This is a genomic window from Bacteroides sp. AR29, assembly GCF_900217715.1.
Lineage (GTDB): Bacteria > Bacteroidota > Bacteroidia > Bacteroidales > Bacteroidaceae > Bacteroides > Bacteroides uniformis.
Window position 1 is genome coordinate 24,422 of record NZ_OBMS01000021.1, and the last position, 17,729, is coordinate 42,150.

At 47.0% G+C, this 17,729-nt stretch carries 10 protein-coding genes; all 10 read right to left on the reverse strand.

Features of this window, described 5'->3' with window-relative positions; genetic code table 11:
- Window positions 1–117 precede the first annotated feature (117 nt).
- Window positions 118–1,089, reverse strand: a complete 972-nt coding sequence (locus tag CSD97_RS13490) for a glycoside hydrolase family 130 protein (RefSeq protein WP_005828866.1) — start codon at window positions 1,087–1,089, stop codon at window positions 118–120.
- 23 nt (window positions 1,090–1,112) lie between these two features.
- Window positions 1,113–2,423: an MFS transporter gene (locus tag CSD97_RS13495; RefSeq protein WP_016272635.1), complete on the reverse strand. Its 1,311-nt coding sequence runs from the start codon at window positions 2,421–2,423 to the stop codon at window positions 1,113–1,115.
- 21 nt (window positions 2,424–2,444) lie between these two features.
- Window positions 2,445–4,715: a GH92 family glycosyl hydrolase gene (locus CSD97_RS13500; protein ID WP_005828868.1), complete on the reverse strand. Its 2,271-nt coding sequence runs from the start codon at window positions 4,713–4,715 to the stop codon at window positions 2,445–2,447.
- A gap of 166 nt (window positions 4,716–4,881) precedes the next feature.
- A complete protein-coding gene (locus tag CSD97_RS13505) occupies window positions 4,882–6,864 on the reverse strand; it encodes a DUF1735 domain-containing protein (RefSeq protein WP_098032573.1) in 1,983 nt (660 codons plus the stop codon).
- Window positions 6,865–6,902: 38 nt separating this feature from the next.
- Window positions 6,903–8,057: a DUF1735 and LamG domain-containing protein gene (locus CSD97_RS13510; protein ID WP_005828870.1), complete on the reverse strand. Its 1,155-nt coding sequence runs from the start codon at window positions 8,055–8,057 to the stop codon at window positions 6,903–6,905.
- 9 nt (window positions 8,058–8,066) lie between these two features.
- The gene (locus tag CSD97_RS13515; protein WP_005835485.1) at window positions 8,067–9,080 is read right to left on the reverse strand and encodes a glycoside hydrolase family 18; all 1,014 of its coding nucleotides are present in this window, start codon (window positions 9,078–9,080) and stop codon (window positions 8,067–8,069) included.
- Window positions 9,081–9,102: 22 nt separating this feature from the next.
- Window positions 9,103–10,692 (reverse strand): RagB/SusD family nutrient uptake outer membrane protein, encoded by a 1,590-nt coding sequence (locus tag CSD97_RS13520; RefSeq protein WP_005828876.1) that lies wholly within the window; start codon window positions 10,690–10,692, stop codon window positions 9,103–9,105.
- 11 nt (window positions 10,693–10,703) lie between these two features.
- Window positions 10,704–14,090 carry a TonB-dependent receptor gene (locus CSD97_RS13525; RefSeq protein WP_022401694.1) on the reverse strand — a complete coding sequence of 1,129 codons (3,387 nt, stop codon included), beginning with the start codon at window positions 14,088–14,090 and terminating at the stop codon, window positions 10,704–10,706.
- Window positions 14,091–14,393: 303 nt separating this feature from the next.
- Window positions 14,394–16,670 (reverse strand): GH92 family glycosyl hydrolase, encoded by a 2,277-nt coding sequence (locus CSD97_RS13530; protein WP_005828880.1) that lies wholly within the window; start codon window positions 16,668–16,670, stop codon window positions 14,394–14,396.
- Between the two features lie 65 nt (window positions 16,671–16,735).
- Window positions 16,736–17,725: a FecR domain-containing protein gene (locus CSD97_RS13535; RefSeq protein ID WP_005835480.1), complete on the reverse strand. Its 990-nt coding sequence runs from the start codon at window positions 17,723–17,725 to the stop codon at window positions 16,736–16,738.
- Window positions 17,726–17,729: the final 4 nt, after the last annotated feature.

Sequence of the window (17,729 nt, forward strand, 5' to 3'; positions counted from 1 at the left end):
CTTTGCAGTAGCACTGCAAAAAGCATGCAGTATCTTTGCAGTGATATTAAACTAAGTATAAAGCAGTTACGGCAGGCGCTTTTCAGCAATACCGAGCGCCTGCCAACTGCTTGGTACTTACAAAATACTTGTGCGCTTCGTGAACTCCAGAATCTCACGGATATACCCAAAGGCAAGCCCCACTACCGTATCGGCTGCACCGTAGTATACAGCTACACGTTCTCCATCTTGCAACGCTGCGCAAGGGAACACCACGTTGGGAACATCACCTTGCAACTCATAAGGAGCAGCAGGCGCAAGCAGATACTCACGGGTGCGGTAGAGCAACTTGGCAGGATTGTCCTTATCCAGAATAGCTGCTCCCATGGAGTAACGGAAACCGTTACAAGTGGTTATCACGCCATGATAGAACATCAGCCAACCCTCGTCCGTGAGGAACGGTACCGAACCTGCCCCTATCTTGGTACACTGCCAGGCACTTTCGGGGAAAGGCGTAGGAGCCATCACATGGCGGTGTTCGCCCCAGAATTTCATGTCAGGGCTGAAGCTAATGTAGATGTCGCCAAAAGGAGTATGTCCGCTATCGCTGGGACGGCTCAAGAGCGCATATTTGCCATCGAACTTCTGAGGCAACAACACACCGTTGCGGTTGAAAGGCAAGAAAGCATTCTCGCACTGGAAGAACTCCTTGAAATCGAAAGTATAGCCGATGCCGATGGTGGGGCCGTAGTAGCCGTTACACCACGTAATCCAGTAGCGGTCCTCAATCCATGTCACGCGCGGATCGTATTTATATTCGGACTCTATCATGTCCGTATTCCCGGCCTTGAACTTGATTGGCTCATGCTCTATTTCCCAGTGGATGCCGTCCTTGCTGAAACCGGCAAAGATATTCATCTGCACCGCCCGGTTGTCACAACGGAACACACCGGCATAACCATCCTTAAACGGAACCACCGCACTGTTGAAAATGCTGTTCGACGACGGAATATGGTAGCGGTCTATTACGGGATTCTCCGAATAACGCCACATTACATCTTTACAGCCTGCCGGCCGTTCTTCCCAAGGCATTGTGATTTTGTTGCTCATAATTGCTCTATATTATTAATTGGTTATTGTTGTTTCTTCTCATCGGCATACGTAAATGGTATGAAGTACGTAATGAGGAACGCCGGAATGGTGGCAAACAGCGTGAAGGTAAAGAACGCCTCGTACCCCAACCAGTCGCTGACAAAACCGCTGATTGTGCCCGGCAACATCACACCCAGATTCATGATGCCCGAAGCAAAGGCATAATGTGCCATCTGGTGCTTTCCCGGCGCCACCTGCTGCATCATGAACAAAGTCAGTCCCACAAAACCAAAACCATAACCGAAGTACTCGAGCACGATGGCACTACCTATCAGCAACCCGCTTTCCGGCTGGTACATGGCAAGCAGGGTATACGCTACAAAAGGCAGATTGAAGATGCAGCACAGAGAGAACAGCGTCCGCCGCAATCCCCGGTGCGAAATGTAATAGCCTGCCAACAGTGACCCCAGCACAAAGGCTGCCGCCCCATAAGTGCCGTAGTACAAACCTATCTGCTGCTCATTCAGTCCCAAGCCACCTGCCGAACGCTCCGCCTTCAAGAAAAGAGGGACAATCTTCATGACAAAACCCTCGGCAAGGCGATAAAGGATAATGAACGCTATATAGTACCAGATGTGCTTCTTCAAGAAGAAATCCTTGATTACCGCCACCAACTGCTCCCACGTCTCTCTTGCCGACTTGGCGCCGGATGCGGCAGCACCGCCCGATGGCAGCATGCGCATGTGGTAGAAGCCAAGCAGCAGCATCACCGCCGCCAATATCAGCATCACCGTCATCCATGCATGCCGGGTAGCCTCGTGGCGGACTGCCTCTGTGGCACCCTCCACCCCACCGAAACCTACCAGCAAGGCACCTGCCAGCCAGACCAACCCGCCGGACGCCACAATCTTCGCTATATTGTAGAAGGCTCCCTGCCAACCGATATACTTGGCCTGGTCCTGCTTGTTCAGTTCCGACATGTAGACACCATCCGTAGCCACATCGTGCGTGGCTCCGCTGAAAGCAATCACTGCCAGCAGCGCAATGCATATCGCAAAAAAGAACGGTAACTGCAACGCCAAAGCCACCAGAGCAAAACCTGCTCCGGTAACCATCTGCGTCAGTACCACGAAAAACTTCTTCGTCTTGAACATTTCAAGGAACGGACTCCAAAGGAACTTCAGCGTCCAGGGCATCATGATGAGCGACGTCCACAGAGCAATCTGCGCGTCACCGATACCCAGCCCCTTGAACATCAACACAGAAACCATGTTCAGCACCACAAACGGCAATCCCATGGCAAAATATACGGTGGGGACCCACGATATAGGATTATGATTTTTTCGGCTCATCCCTTCTGTATATTATCTGTGTCACTTCAACGGTTCACTGCCCATAGTCAGCTCCAGCGTACCGCCGTCCACTATATCCTGATGCGTGAAGAATGGAGTCTCCAACTTATTGCCGTTCAGCACAATGCTCCGCACATACTTGTTGTCGCGGCTGTTGTTGTGGGCTATCACCTTGAACGACTTGCCGTCTTTCAGATGAACGGTCGCCTCGTTGAACAGCGGGCGTCCGATGGAATATACCGGCTTGCCGGGGCATACCTGATAGAAGCCCATCGCATTCAGAATGTACCATGCAGACATCTGTCCACAGTCTTCATTGCCCGAAAGTCCGTCGGGGTTGTTGAAGTAAAGCGTATGCAGCACCTCATCCACAATCTCCTGCGTACGCCAGGGCTGGCCTACGTAGTTGTAGAGATGGGCAATGTGATGGCTTGGCTCATTGCCGTGGGCATACTGGCCTATCAGACCGGAAATATCCACCGAGGTCGATTCACCTTCCAGCTTGGAATCGGCCGTGAACAGAGAATCCAACTTGCCGATGAAGGCGTCGCGTCCTCCCATCAGTTCCACCAGTCCGTCCACATCGTGGGGAACGAACCAAGTCCACTGCCATGCCGTACCTTCGCAATAGTCATCATTACGGTGATTGGAAGCGCGGGGGTTGAAAGGCGTACGCCAGTTGCCCTCACTGTCCAGTCCGCGCATGAAGCGGGTACTCGGATCGAAATAAACTTTATATCCCTCGGCAAAAGCCGCATACTTATCGCGGTTGGCTTCGTCGTCCAAAGCACCTGCCAGTACGGAGATACACCAGTCATCGTAAGCATATTCCAAAGCTTTAGCCACAGATTCATTGTCTTTATCGCAAGGCACGTAGCCAATCTTGTTCTTCCAGTACTTGGCCTGCGGCATCAGATGCGGCACAACCAAAGGATGGGTGATAATACCCGTCGTATCGTATTCTGCCGTACGGAGGCAAGCCTTGTAAGCCTCCTGCACGTCGAAGTTACGGTATCCCTTTACATAAGAATCCGCTATGAGGGAGGCTGCATGATAACCAATCATGGTACCCGTATAGTTTCCGGCCAGTTCCCACATAGGCAGGACGCCGCCCTCGCGGGACTTCTGGATGAGCGAACGGATGAAAGCCTCGTTCAGTTCAGGATCAATAATCGTCATCAGCGGATGATAGGCACGGAAAGTGTCCCATAAAGAGAAAATGGTGTAGATAGGCTCGTCCACCCTGCCTTGATGGGGCTTCAAGTCCATACCAAAGTAACGTCCGTCAGCATCGGTAAACAAGTTGGGCTGCATACCCGTGTGGTAAAGTGCCGTGTAGAACATGGTACGCTGGTCGTTGTCCTTCGTATCGATGTCAATCTTGGAAAGATAAGTGTTCCACTGCTGGCGGGCAGCACGGCGCACACCGTCAAAATCCCATCCGGAGATTTCGGCTTCCACATTCTTGCGGGCACCGTCCATATCCACGGCAGACACACCTACCTTTACCAATACCTCCTCATTGGGCTCCGTCTGGAATTGCAGTAAAGCTTTAGCTGTAGGCAGAAGCGGACCGCCTTCGTCCAATGCCATGGAGTCCGTGACCAGCGTATAGGTGAATGGTTTGGAGAACTTGGCATAGAAGTTGATATACTGGTCGAAAGCCCAATATACAGTCTTCTTGCGTCCACGGATTTCAGTATCGCTGATTACTTCCAGCTCCATCTGTTCATTCTTCTGGCGCTGGATACTGTAATCCAGGTCGAGGATAAAACCTGCATCTTCCGCTTTCGGGAAGGTATAGCGATGAATCGCCGCACGTTTGGTAGAGGTCAGTTCGGCTTTCACCCCGTAGCGGTCCAAAAATACGGAATAATATCCCGGTTCGGCTGTTTCATTCTCGTGGGAAAAGGCAGAGGCGTACGCCATCTGCTGGCTCTTCGAGCCCATGGAGTGGTAATCCTGCCGACCTACAGTGGGCATCAGCAGCACATCCCCGTAATCGGCACAACCCGTACCGCTGACGTGGGTATGTGAAAATCCGTTGATAGTAGTATCTGCATAGTAATATCCGGAGCAGGCATCCCACTCGTAGATACGCGTGTCGGGGCTGGGCTGAATCATCCCGTTGGGAACTACCGCTCCGGGATAGGTATGCCCATGTCCACCCGTACCGATGAACGGATTGACGTAAGACGCATAGTCCGGTGCCGTCTGGGTACAGCTGCAAACCGCCCCCAGCAGAAAAAGTCCGCCCAACAGTATGGAACTAGATTTCATGTTTTTCTTCATATTGTTTATTGTATAAGTAGGTGTATAGCTTCATAATAGAATCTTGTTATATGAGAATGCTTGAGGAGGGCCGCCCTATTACTTTGAGCAAAGCCCTCCTTTGTTTCATGTATGAAAAGGTTCAAGCATCCGTTTTCCGAAACCTCAGTTTACGGAAAACACGGCATCAGCGTACCTTCTTCATCGTATAGTTCTCACTCACGAAGTAAGGAACATCGGGGAAGATGTCGGTCTCAATCTCACCGCCTACATACTTATAGGGATTGATAGCCCATCTGTTGCCTAAGCCATAGATATGCATATCACCATTAGGAGCAATAGCACCATCCATATAGTAATCATCATAGTTAGGATATGCTTTCCACTGGAAATTCTTGCTGTAAGTACCGAAATGCATCTTGTAGGTAGCAGGGTCTTCAGCATCGCCCTCATGAATGGTTTGCGGATAGATGAGCAGTGCACCGTTATAGTAATCGCAATGCATCGGATACTTACCGGTGATTTCGGGGAAAGTACCCCAGTTGTAAACCACATATCCGGTACCTTCTTCATCCTTCTCTATAATTACATTCTTCTCAAACTCCTGACTGCCTTTCCAATCCCACCAGCGAGGATTGCCTTCTTCATCCACATAGGTAAAGAGAGAATTGCTGGAAGTTACCTTCCACTCGCCGACCAAATCTTCATAACCCAACATTTTGCCCTGATAAGCTTCACCGATACGGCTCCAGTACTTGCCGCTCCACTCCACTTCATCATCAAAAAGTACTTTACTTATTTCCGAAAGCAACGTATAATACTGATACACCAGCGGTTTGGGATTGTAGAACATCTGAATGCCATAACCTTCATCTTTCACTTTCTGGAATTTGCTCTTGTCAAATCCACTCCAACCTCCGTTCAACTCATCATTAATCTTCCAAGGCAGCGGAGCATACTTGGATTTGGGCAGGTTCTCAAAATGAGACTCTTCACGGCCAAAGGCTCCCTCGGGATTCTGATTCTGGTAGTAACCGTAGGTCATATAGTCCACAATGTCACCTACCTTCATACCCTCTACCTCACCGTCTGGAGAGTCGAGCGAACCATATTCATACACACCAATCAACTTGTTGCCAAATACCTGGCGGCACTCATAAACCAAACGCGCGAAGTTGGCACGTGAGCGTGTTTCGAAGCCGGGGCTGGGATTGGAGTTGTTGTAGCTGGTGTACTCATCATCAAAGTCAATACCATCCAAGCCATAGATATCCAAGTAAGCTTTCAGTTCCTTGGCAAAGTCTTTGGCGGCAGCTTCCGAAAGGTTACCCATACCAGCCTCGTCATGGTTGCCAAGAATAGTCATAGCCACCTTAATGCCCTTAGCCTGCAAAGGACGGATGAACTTATCCGCATTTCTCAGCAAGAAGGAAACCTGGTCATTGCAGAAAACATGTACGCGACCGGTCTTGCTATCCACATTGATGTTGGCAGCAAAAATGCTGACTACATCAAAGAAAGGCTTTCCGTCGCTCTTCATGGTATATTCACCCATATTCAAGATGTTCTCGTCATTTACTTCCACAAAGCAATGTGTAAGTATATCACCCTTACTGATACTCTCAGGAATAGCAGCCAAAGGCTTTACCAAGTAAATATATTCCTGATTGTTTGTAGAAACTTCCACACCGTTATTGGCAGATGCAGAAACGGCAACAGCATAAGTCTGTCCGATTGTGCCTCCGGCATTGATATTCAGTTCCACAGAAGCCGACTTCTGTTCGCCCGCCTTGATAGTGGCAGTTCCACCGTTCGCCAGGCTCAGCTTATCGGCGGGATACATTTTATAGCTTGTTCCATTCTTCTTATTGTAAGCCTCCAAAACGTCTTCGTCCACTTTGAAGGTCACCGTAACATCCTGCTCTGCAGCTTTGCTCAGTTCAAAATAGAGATGTCCGGTAGCAACCTTGTCGCCAAAAACAGAAATCGGAGTAAGTTCACGTGCACCGGCGGCAGACTTTACATAGCCATACACGCCATCCACAGTATCCAGCTTGTCACTGTTGCCGGTGTTGATGACAACATCATCTTCACAACCGGTGAAGCATATTCCTGCACATGCAAAAGCCATTGCCAGCAAGCCTGATTTTACATGATTCATATATTTCATAATCAATATCTTTTTATTTGAATTAAGGTATAACTAAATTATTTAGCGGGCAGTTCCACAGCAGTCCAAGTCAATGATTCCACTGCAGTAGCATTGTTCTCATTTCCGCTATAATCGTGAATGGCAGTACCGGCGCCCTCATCGAACTTCCAGTAAGAAACCAGTCCGTCAGCATCCGGCTCTACCTGGTAGAAGTGGTCCTTTGCATTGATTTCTGCTGATGTCAACACCTTGTTCCAGATACGCACCTCTGAGATATTACCTTCCAACCAACGGTCACGATTGTATGAATGGCCAATCCAGAATCCGTTACCTTCATCGGTCATGGTCTGGCCCCAGTTCACGACTCCGCAGTCCAAAGTAGTCTCCAGCATATTCTTACCATTGATGTAGATTATAACTGTTTTTGCATCCGCATCGTAGGTCACAGCGATATGTGTCCATTCGTTTGTCGGAATAACCAGACTCTCATCGGTCACATTGCCGCTACTTGTAGCCACCTGCAACTGGTTTTGAGGAATTCCGGCATCACCGATGCGGAGCAGGAACTTACCTTCGATACCCATAATGGAAGTCAGCATCTTGTCGAACTTGCTTACGCGAATCAACGCTTCTGCCGTCAGTTTATTCATATTATTGGCAACATCCGGATTGGTCCAAGTTACGTAAACCAGATTCTTGGTAATATCAGGAACCGTATTAATCAATGCGGCACCCTTCAGCACGTAGTACATGGTACCGGAGCTCTTCAAGACTCCGATGCTTGCCTGGTCTACCGTAACCGGCAATACATATACCTTCTCACGGTCCAGCTCCGTCAAGTTCTTGAAGCTGACAGTGATGTCGTCTGAAATGACAGCACCGGCCAAAATGGTAGCCTGCGGAGTTTCTACCGTATAATAGTTTTCCGGCAGAGCCTCGGCTGTGTCATAATAGGTAGCGTTATAAGTAGCTACCAGTGAAGGGTCCGCCTTCAAGGCAATAGTTATATCCTGCGATTCAGGACGGGCCATTGAAATCCGGAATGAACCTTCCGTATCGGAAACAGTGTTTTTCAACAACACAGTACTGGTCATCGCCGAGCCGTTGATATACACCTGATTATCGAAATTCTCAACGTCATTATCATTACAAGCAGCAAATACACCTGCCAATAATGCCATCGATACTAAATATATACTTTTCAGTTTCATGATATTCTTTTATTTTTTAGGAGCAGGATTCATAATATTGATAGCTTCTCTCACGTATTGATAGGTATTGGTAGCATTGTAATAATCATTCTGCATGTTCTCAATAGCCAGACCAGCTTTTGTAAACTCTGCAGACGGTTCTGTCACCCAATAAGCAGCTTCCGACAGAGCTCTCAAAGCATTGTAATATCCGGTAGTCTTATCTGTTGTATCCAGAGAGACGGTAGATGCCGATACAATGAAGCGGTCAGCCGGAACACCGTCTGCCATCAAGGCCTGAAGCGCTTCTATCCCCAGTTGGGCAACATCCGTGACATCATTTGTAATCAAGATGATATGGTCACAAGAAGAGAGCACAGACTGGCCTATCAGGTTGGCAGGATACCCCTGGAACACCAGTTGCTTACCTGAATTGGCACTCTTCCAGTTGGATATCACACCGAAGAAAGTATCCTGATTTGCCTTTGCTTCAGCCTTGTCGGCTTCGGACATGTAGATAGGATTGCTACCACGATACTCGGCTACAATACCGTCGAAAGGTGCTTCAAGAGCTATCAGTCTGTTCAGCTCAGCCGACAGATAAGCCGAGAATGCAGATGTTTCTGTTCCTTCTTTCACCTTGTCGGTATGTTCCTTCAAGATATTGTCATAGCTGATGGAATAGAATACTTTCGTTCCCTTCTCATGTACATTTGCAATATCTTCCAATTCGAATTCCGCCAAATCGGGAGTAGTTGCGATAATTACGTCCAGGCTGTCGGGAACATCCGACATGTGCTGCCCGCGGCTGAAAGGAACTTTCTCACTATTATCAAACCAGCCGTATACAATCTTATGGTCAGAATTCTTGTATTCCTGCAAGTTCTTCAGATACTTGGCATACAGTTCGGGAGACTGTTCGTCGATTCCGGGTTCTTTCAGTTTAATACTCTCTGAATCCGTCCAGTCGGAGCAGGCAGACAATGCCAATACGGAAAAAGCTGCCAGCGCGATTCCTTTGAATGATTTCTTATATAATTTCATAATTATTCAGCATTTATTGTTATTATTTGCGTGCCCACCATACGTCAGTAGCCATGTTGTCCGGTCCACCCAGATAGCTGTTTACTGCCTCTTGCACGTTTTCAGTATTACTTGTATATTCTTCAGAAGGATAAGGCATACGGCGTGCACCTTTCTCGCTATCAACAATTCCACCACTCAAGTTACCTTCACTGGTTGCAGGCAACAGTTTGGGATAGCCTGTACGGCGATAGTCAGCCCAAGCTTCGTTACCTAACGGCCAATTCGCAATCCACTTCTGGGTAATGATACGTTCCTGTTTTTCTTCCTTGGATGCCCCTTCATTCCACTTGACAGTAATGGCTGAAAGGTTCTTTTCATAAGTATTAAGACCGGCGGGATCTTTGTAAAGAGCAGGTACACTGCTTTCATCAGCCAGATAGCTGTCTACACCGGTAGCTCCCCACTGTTCGAAAGAGAGACGGACACCTTGTTCATAAAAATCAGCAGCGGTTCCTTTCATGTTGAAACCATAGATTGCAGTGGCTTCAGCACGCAAAAAAGCAACTTCTGCCGCATTCATCCAAAGCACGGGATCAGAAGAGGAAATCTTCACACGTGAATAATTGATGAAATACTCCTTCATCTTACTGAGGTTGATACCGCGACGTAATCCTACATAAGTCTCTCCAGGCCATTTTGATTCCTCAAAATAGCTGGCACGACGATTGTCGTTGTAACCGTTCATGTAGCAGATGATGTCGGCAGCAGGATGGGTATCACCACCTGAAGCTTCTTCATTGTAACGTACTGCCACAAACAACGGATTGCTAATTGTACCGAAATACTTCCATGTAGCATTGTCTGCATTTGTTTCAATCAGACCCAACTCGTGATTCACTGCACTTTCAGCCATTTCTTTAGCCTTAGCAGGGCTTACATTGGCAATACGGATAGCCAAACGCAGTTTCAATGAATTGGCAAACTTCACCCACTTCTGTACATTACCACTGTACACGAAATCTGCAGAAGCAACCAACGCCGCATTTCTGTTTTCAGTCAGCACCTCGATGGATTCGTCCAGTTCCTTGAAGAATGCGTTATATACTTCTTCCTGCGTATCATAAGGAATGGTAATCTTGCCATCCTGACCGATTTTAGAATAAGGAATAGGACCATACGCATCAGTCACGCGACTCATGGCAGCAACCTTTATGATTTGAGCAATGGCATAAGGAACCGGATTATTGGTATTCTCCGATACTTGTTTCACTGTGCTCAAGTTACCGTAAAGTGTTGAAATGATACGGTCACTTATCAAGAACACACGCGTCCAGTCATTTGTAGCATTAAAATTGGATATTGTATTGGACCAGCCGGCATTTGAATCGGCAAAATAACCTCCCAACGGTCCACCCAACAAACAATCAGTAAACTGTGCCGTATTGACATCTGATGAGATAACCGTACTTGCCAAGTTACTCATGGCAGAACCCAGTGCATAATCATCCGGAGTCAAATCACCCGGTTGATAAGGATTGGAGTTGATATCCATATAATTGCCGGTACAGGACATAAAGCCCATAACCAACGGAGCAACAATCAATTTATTTATAATATTTTTCTTTTTCATATCGTTTGGTATTAAAATTTAAAGCTCAAGCTAAAGCCGATGTTACGCAAAGCCGGCATCATGAAATAGTCTATTCCCTGATAAAAGTTATCGGTAGAAGCTACACTTTCGGGATCGAAAGGAGCCTTGCTGTAAATCATCCACAAGTTGCGGCCTACCAACGAAACCTTGATATCGCACACATCATTCAACAACTTTCTGGGGATGGTGTAACCCAAAGATACTTCCTGCAGACGAACATTGGTAGCAGAATAAGTGTAGTATTGGGGAACAGACGTGCCGCTACCTACTACACCGTACCATGTTTCGGGGTTTACCTTATCTCTACCATTCACCAACACGTAACCTAAATCACGTGCATCGGCAGAAGCCTCGGACACACCGTAATAGTCCAACATAGCTTGTGTACGTGAGTAAACCACACCACCCAAACGGGCTGAAATCAAGAAACCTGCTGTGAAATTCTTCCAAATGAAGTTATTACGCCAAGCCAAATTACCTTTAGGAAGTACGCTTCCCAACTTGATATATTTATCCGGGTCCGTTATGGCTTCCGTAGCAACCGTTCCATTTTGGTCCACAAAAATCTGTCCGTTGGCATCACGTTTCATATCCCGCAGGGAGTAAAGGTCACCCATGCTCCCACCTTCTTTCAGTAAGAAGCGGGCATCACCTAAACCACCCATGTTCAACGTACTCAAAGAGAACAGCTCACCGGTAACGGGATTGATGGCATTATCTGCCAAAGTCAGGATTTTATTCTTGTTGCTGGAGAAGGTTATACCTGTATCCCATGTAAAATCTTTCCAAGTATTCTTGTAATTCAGTGACAACTCAATACCGGAGTTACGTACGGCGCCGGTCTGGATATACATGGCCGACCAACCGCTGACGGGCAACTGCGGATTGAATGTCTGATTCATAGTCTTGGCATTGTAATATGTCACGTCCAATTCAAAGTTCTTGAGGAAACGCATGTTCAAACCGATTTCCCAAGAATTGGTACGCTCAGGTTTCAGATTGTACAACGGATATTGGGTCGTGATACTCCACTGGCCGGAACTTGAATTCCATTCATAGTGAGGATTAGCCAAATATCTGGAGAAAGCACTACCAACAGATGCCCATGAACCACGAACCTTTATAAAAGAAAGATAATCTTTGTTCAAGTTAGGCATTAGCTCAGACAGTACAACAGAACCACCGACTGAAGGATAGAAGAATGATTTGCTGTTGGAGTTGGGACCTGCCAGCTGTGAAGGCCAGTCGTTACGTCCGGTCAGCGTCAAGAAGTAAGTGTTCTTGTAACCAAGCTCAGCCGAAGCGAAGAGAGACTGGGTCTGTTCACGCCATCCTTCCTGCAAACGCTGTGTCTTGCTGGCACTCAGGTTCTGGATGGCAAAGTAGTTGGTCAAACCTACCGGTTCGCCGCTGAAGGCATCGCCACCATCAGCAATCGGACCACGTGTTTTCATTGCATCCGAACGTATATCGGAGAATGAACCACCGACGTTGGCCTGGAGTGACCAATCTTCACCGAAATATTTGTTGATACTCACCAGGAAGTCTGCATACAACTGTTTGTCCTGCGTCTTGGTAATACCATAAAGACCTCGTGAAGAGCTCTCGGTGAGCTGTGTATTGGTAGAAGCATAGAACTTTTCTGTATAATCATTGTTGGAGTTATCCAAACGTACACGTCCTGAAACAGTCAGCCAGTCCAGAATCTTATAGCTCAAACCGGCATTCAGCATATAGCGGTCCTTCTTGTTCTGGCGCAGATTGCGGTAGTTAATCCAATAAGGATTCTGCATTACCATACCTTCGTCACCTACCGGCCAGTATTGCGTATAAATCTTACGGGCAGCGTCATAGCGCTCATACATGCTGATATCAGACCAGTCGTTGCTGCGCGGGAACAAATAAGCACCCACCAACGGGTTGTTGTAAGTACCCTGGTTCGTCATGTTCTGGTCATTCTGCAGAATATAGCTTGCACCGAAGTCCAGAGTCATCTTGTCGTCCAGGAAAGTAGTGGTGTTACGTACCGTGAAGTTGTAACGGTTGTATTTGTTGTTGGGAACAATCCCCTTGGAGTTTACTGCAGCAGCCGATGCATACGTCTGATTTTTCTCTGTACCGGTTGACAAAGAAATACTTTCCGTACCTATAATACCCGTCTGGAAATAATCATCTTTCGGGCTGTAATTGTAATTATTGGCAGCAGACAAAGGTGCTCCCCAGCTCATGGCTCCTGAAGTACTCATCACACCACCGGTTCCCGTACCGTAACGGTTTTGGAAGCTCGGCACCACAAACGGATTGGTGAATTCGGTATTGCTGCTGACAGTAAGGCTCACCTTACCTTCTTTACCTTTCTTTGTAGTAATGACAATGGCACCGTTGGCAGCTTCCGAACCATACAAGGCGGCAGCGGCAGCACCGGTCAAGACTGACATTGACTCGATGTCTTCCGGGTTGATGTCGGCAATCGGTTCTGAAGAACCCTGAGAGTCGAACTCCTTACCTCCGGCAGTACCACGTCCGGAGAAAATAGGCACACCGTCAATAACATAAAGTGCATTGGAAGACTGCATGATGGATTTCGTACCACGCATCACTACCTTTGATACGCCACCCACACCGGATGAAGAAGCATTGATATTCACACCCGCTACCTTGCCACTCAATGAATTTACAAAGTTGGCGTCTTTATTGGAAGTAATGGCATCCGTATTCACCTGCTGTACATTGTAGGACAATGCCTTTTCCGATCGCTTGATACCGAGGGCAGTGACCACCACTTCTTCAATCATCTGCGTGTCATTCTGCATCAGTACATTAATGGAAGCTGAACCGGTCGCCGAAATTTCCTGCGACTTATAACCGATATAAGAGAATACAAGTACCGGATTCGCTTCTGTAGTGGTCAACGTAAAGTTACCGTCCAGGTCTGTAATACAACCATTGCTGGTACCTTTTACCAATACGTTCACACCAATCAGAGGCCCCATATCATCTGATACGACTCCGGTAATAGTCCTCTCTTTCCCCTGTTGCTTACCTTCTTGTGAAGTAGCGGTCTTTTCTGAAAGATAAACGATGTTGTCCTCCACTTTATACGAAATGTTCTTCCCCTTGAGAATAACATTCAAAGCATCTTCAATGGATACATTGTTCACTTTAACGTTTTCTACTGACAGCGCAGCCAGCTTGTCGTCATAAAAAAATTGATACTTGGATTGAGACTTGATTTGTTCAATGACTGTCCCCAATGTGCCACGAGACACATTCAGGTTTAACTGGGCAAAGCCCCACTGGATAGAAACTGCCATGAACAACAAAACTAATAAAGCCCGCATGAACGTCGAACTCCGAAAAGCATAATTGTCTTTCATAAACACAATTTATAGGTTATACAATAAATTACTTCGAGAGATTCATTCTCTCGCATTCCTATATAAAACAACAGACAATGAAAATACACTTACTGAAAAAGTATCTTTTTTATCATTAATCCTAAAAAAAAGAGTTACCCCGAAAACAAGTTGATATATCATTTTGCTCAATATTACTAACGAAGTAAATAATTATTTCCACCTGATTCAAGAAAAACACCTATAATACAGATAGTAAATAACAAAATGATATATCAACTTATTTTCGAGGCAACCCTTTTCTTACTATATTATTACTATTCTTTACTTCTTCAGTTCATTCGAGAAAGAATAAGGATAATCTTCCGGCTGCGTACCTCTCTTCATATTAGGCTGGCTGCCCATATCAAACCTCAAGGTACCGCCATTCAGCAAATCGCCATGCGTCAGATAATTCCTGGAATAATCCACGCCGTTCACCTTGAGAGACTCGATATACATGTTCTCCGGTGAGTTATCCGGAGCGTCAATTGTCAGGGACTTACCGTTCTCGAAATGGAGGGTAGCCTTACGGAACAGAGGGGCGCCCAATACATACTCGTCCGTACCAGGGCAAACCGGATAGAAACCAAGTGCAGAGAAGACATACCACGCGGAAGTCTGACCGTTGTCCTCGTCACCGCAATAACCGTCGGGACCGGCAGTATACATGCGGTTCATTACCTGACGAAGCCAATATTGGGCCTTCCAAGGTTCCCCGGCGTAGTTATAAAGGTAAATCATGTGCTGGATGGGCTGGTTGCCATGGGCATAGTTACCCATATTCATCACTGTCATCTCACGGATTTCATGGATTACCTGGCCGTAGTAGCTGTCATCGAACAAGGGCGGGACAATAAATACAGAGTCAAGCATCTCTACGAAAGACTCTTTTCCACCCATCAGGTCTATCAGACCTTGAGGGTCGTGGAATACAGACCAGGAATAGTGCCAGCTGTTACCTTCAGTAAAGGCGTCACCCCACTTCAAAGGAGAGAAAGGAGACTGGAACTGGCCGTCTTGATTACGACCACGCATCAGCTTGCTTTCCTTATCAAATACATTCCTATAGTTCATGGCACGTTCCGCAAAGAGTTTCTGCTCCTTCTTCGGACGGTTCAGTTCTTTTGCCATGCGGTAGATGCACCAGTCATTATAAGCATACTCCAAAGTACGGGCAGTGTTCTCGTTGATTTTCACATCGTAGGGAACATAACCAAGCTTGTTGTAATACTCATAGCCGAGGCGACCCGTAGAAGAGACCTCGGGATGGACATTCTTTGTACCGTTGATGAGACCTTCGTACAACGTCTGCACATCCTCCACCTTCACACCTTTCAGATAGGCATCTGCCAGTACGGAAGCAGAGTTGTTGCCAATCATACAGCCACGGTGACCCGGACTTGCCCATTCGGGGAAGAAACCGCTTTCCTTATAGGTGTTGACAAGACCTTCCTGAATCTGCCTGTTCACCGACGGATACATCAGGTTGAGGAATGGGAAAAGACAGCGGAAAGTGTCCCAGAAACCGGTATCCGTATACATATAGCCGGGCAACACTTGCCCATTGTAGGGACTGTAATGAATCGGATTTCCCGCCTCATCCAGTTCATAGAATGCACGCGGGAACAACAAGGAACGATACAAACATGAGTAGAAAGTACGGTACTGGTCAAGGGTTCCGCCTTCCACATCAATACGGCCCAGCACCTTGTTCCAGGCATCCTGACCTTTCTGAACCAGTGTTTCCAAATTGTCATTGCCAAGCTCCTTCAAGTTACGGTCAGCCTGCTCAAAACCGATGAAAGAAGAGGCTACACGGGCATGTACCACTTCACCCTTACGGGTTTTGAAACCGATAACAGCACCGGCATGTCCGGCTTCCTGCTCAACCTTATTCTCGGTCAAGACGCCATCGGCTACAGACGCCTTATAAGTAAAAGGCTTGTCGAACTCTATCACGAAATAGTTCTTGAAGTTCTCGGGAACACCGCCGCTGTTACGGGTAGTATAACCGATAATACGATTCTGTTCCGGAAGTATCTTCACATAAGAGCCCTTGTCAAAGGCATCGACAACAATGTATGAATGATCATTTTCAGGGAAAGTGAAACGGAACAATACGGCACGGTCGGTAGGGGTGAACTCGGTAACCACATCGTGTTCGGCAAGATATACCTTATAATAATGAGGAAGTGCTACTTCGCCCTTGTGGGAGAACCAGCTTGCACGCTTCTCTTCATCAAACTCGGGTTTGCCAACCACCGGCATAATGGAGAACTGCCCGTAGTCGTTAATCCAGGGACTGGGCTGGTGTGTCTGCTTGAAACCACGGATCTTGTTCGCGGTATAGACGTATTGCCAGCCGTCACCCATCTTACCTGTCTGAGGAGTCCAGAAGTTCATACCCCAGGGACGTGCGATCGCAGGATAGGTATTACCGGTGGAAAGCTCGAAAGTAGACTGCGTGCCGACAAGAGGACTGACATACCGGGTAAAGTCTTTGGCATGCAGCCATAAAGCACTGCTCACAAAAAAAAACAATAGGATTAATTTTCGCATAATATTAGAAAGTTGTTAGTATTAAATAAATTCTTCTCGTCATATCTCGAATTTGTGCGGCCTTCCTACTTCATTGAGGAGAGGAAAACACTGTTCCCCACAATTTTATACTCCAATGGAATGGCATTCTTTATCAGATTCAGCACAGCCCCTACACTCTCTTTTTTCTTCAGTGTACCCGAGTAAGTCTTGCTTACATCTATGTTCGGTGCCAGAATTACCCTCACCCCATACGAATTCTCCAATGTACGCGCAATGGTGTATAGGTCAGCCTTCTCAAAGACAAACTCATTATTGTGCCAGTTTTCGATTCCCGTATCCACCTGCTTCACCACCAGACGCCTAGTCATTCCGTTCAGCTCGGCTTTCTGTCCGGGGGCAAGGATAATCATACCCTCGCCATGATTACCTTTCACCTCTACTTCGCCTTTCAAAAGGGTAGCTACTGCAGACATCTTAGCCTTGTCAGACTTGAGGTTGAAAACAGTTCCCAATACTCTGACCTGCATGACCTCACTCTGTACGACAAACGGTTTTTCCGGATTCCTCATCACCTCAAAATATCCTTCTCCTTCCAGATAAACCTTTCTTCCCTTCCCTGCAAACTCATGTGGATATTTCAGGGTAGTGTTTTTATTCAGCCAGACTTTGGTTCCATCCGGCAGTTTCAGTTCCTTAATCTTATCATGAGTGGTGACAGCCAGTAATGTTTCCGGCTGGCTATAAGTCTGATAAAAAAGATAGCCGAAAGTACCCAAAAGGAAGAAGCCCACAAATACGGCCGCATACCGTATCCACCCAACCATCCTCCGTACCTTGTATTGTTTCGTCTTCTCTTGTTCCAGCCTTTTAAACAATCGCTTTTCGGCCTTTTCTATGTCTTGTGTATTCGAAGTATCCCCCAGTCTCCCCAAGTGGTAAATCTCCTCCAGCCTGAACAATTCGCGTGCATTCTCACCCGACTCTTCCAGCCAGGCGTTCACCTCACGAAGTTCATCTTCCGTACATTCACCCATAAGGAACTTGGCCAATATCTCCTCATTCAACTTATTCATTCTT

Coding starts and splice junctions, on each gene's coding strand:
- CSD97_RS13490 (WP_005828866.1), bottom strand. CDS start 1,089: ATGAGCAACAAAATCACAATGCCTTGGGAAGAACGGCCGGCAGGCTGT.
- CSD97_RS13495 (WP_016272635.1), bottom strand. CDS start 2,423: ATGAGCCGAAAAAATCATAATCCTATATCGTGGGTCCCCACCGTATAT.
- CSD97_RS13500 (WP_005828868.1), bottom strand. CDS start 4,715: ATGAAGAAAAACATGAAATCTAGTTCCATACTGTTGGGCGGACTTTTT.
- CSD97_RS13505 (WP_098032573.1), bottom strand. CDS start 6,864: ATGAAATATATGAATCATGTAAAATCAGGCTTGCTGGCAATGGCTTTT.
- CSD97_RS13510 (WP_005828870.1), bottom strand. CDS start 8,057: ATGAAACTGAAAAGTATATATTTAGTATCGATGGCATTATTGGCAGGT.
- CSD97_RS13515 (WP_005835485.1), bottom strand. CDS start 9,080: ATGAAATTATATAAGAAATCATTCAAAGGAATCGCGCTGGCAGCTTTT.
- CSD97_RS13520 (WP_005828876.1), bottom strand. CDS start 10,692: ATGAAAAAGAAAAATATTATAAATAAATTGATTGTTGCTCCGTTGGTT.
- CSD97_RS13525 (WP_022401694.1), bottom strand. CDS start 14,090: ATGAAAGACAATTATGCTTTTCGGAGTTCGACGTTCATGCGGGCTTTA.
- CSD97_RS13530 (WP_005828880.1), bottom strand. CDS start 16,670: ATGCGAAAATTAATCCTATTGTTTTTTTTTGTGAGCAGTGCTTTATGG.
- CSD97_RS13535 (WP_005835480.1), bottom strand. CDS start 17,725: ATGAATAAGTTGAATGAGGAGATATTGGCCAAGTTCCTTATGGGTGAA.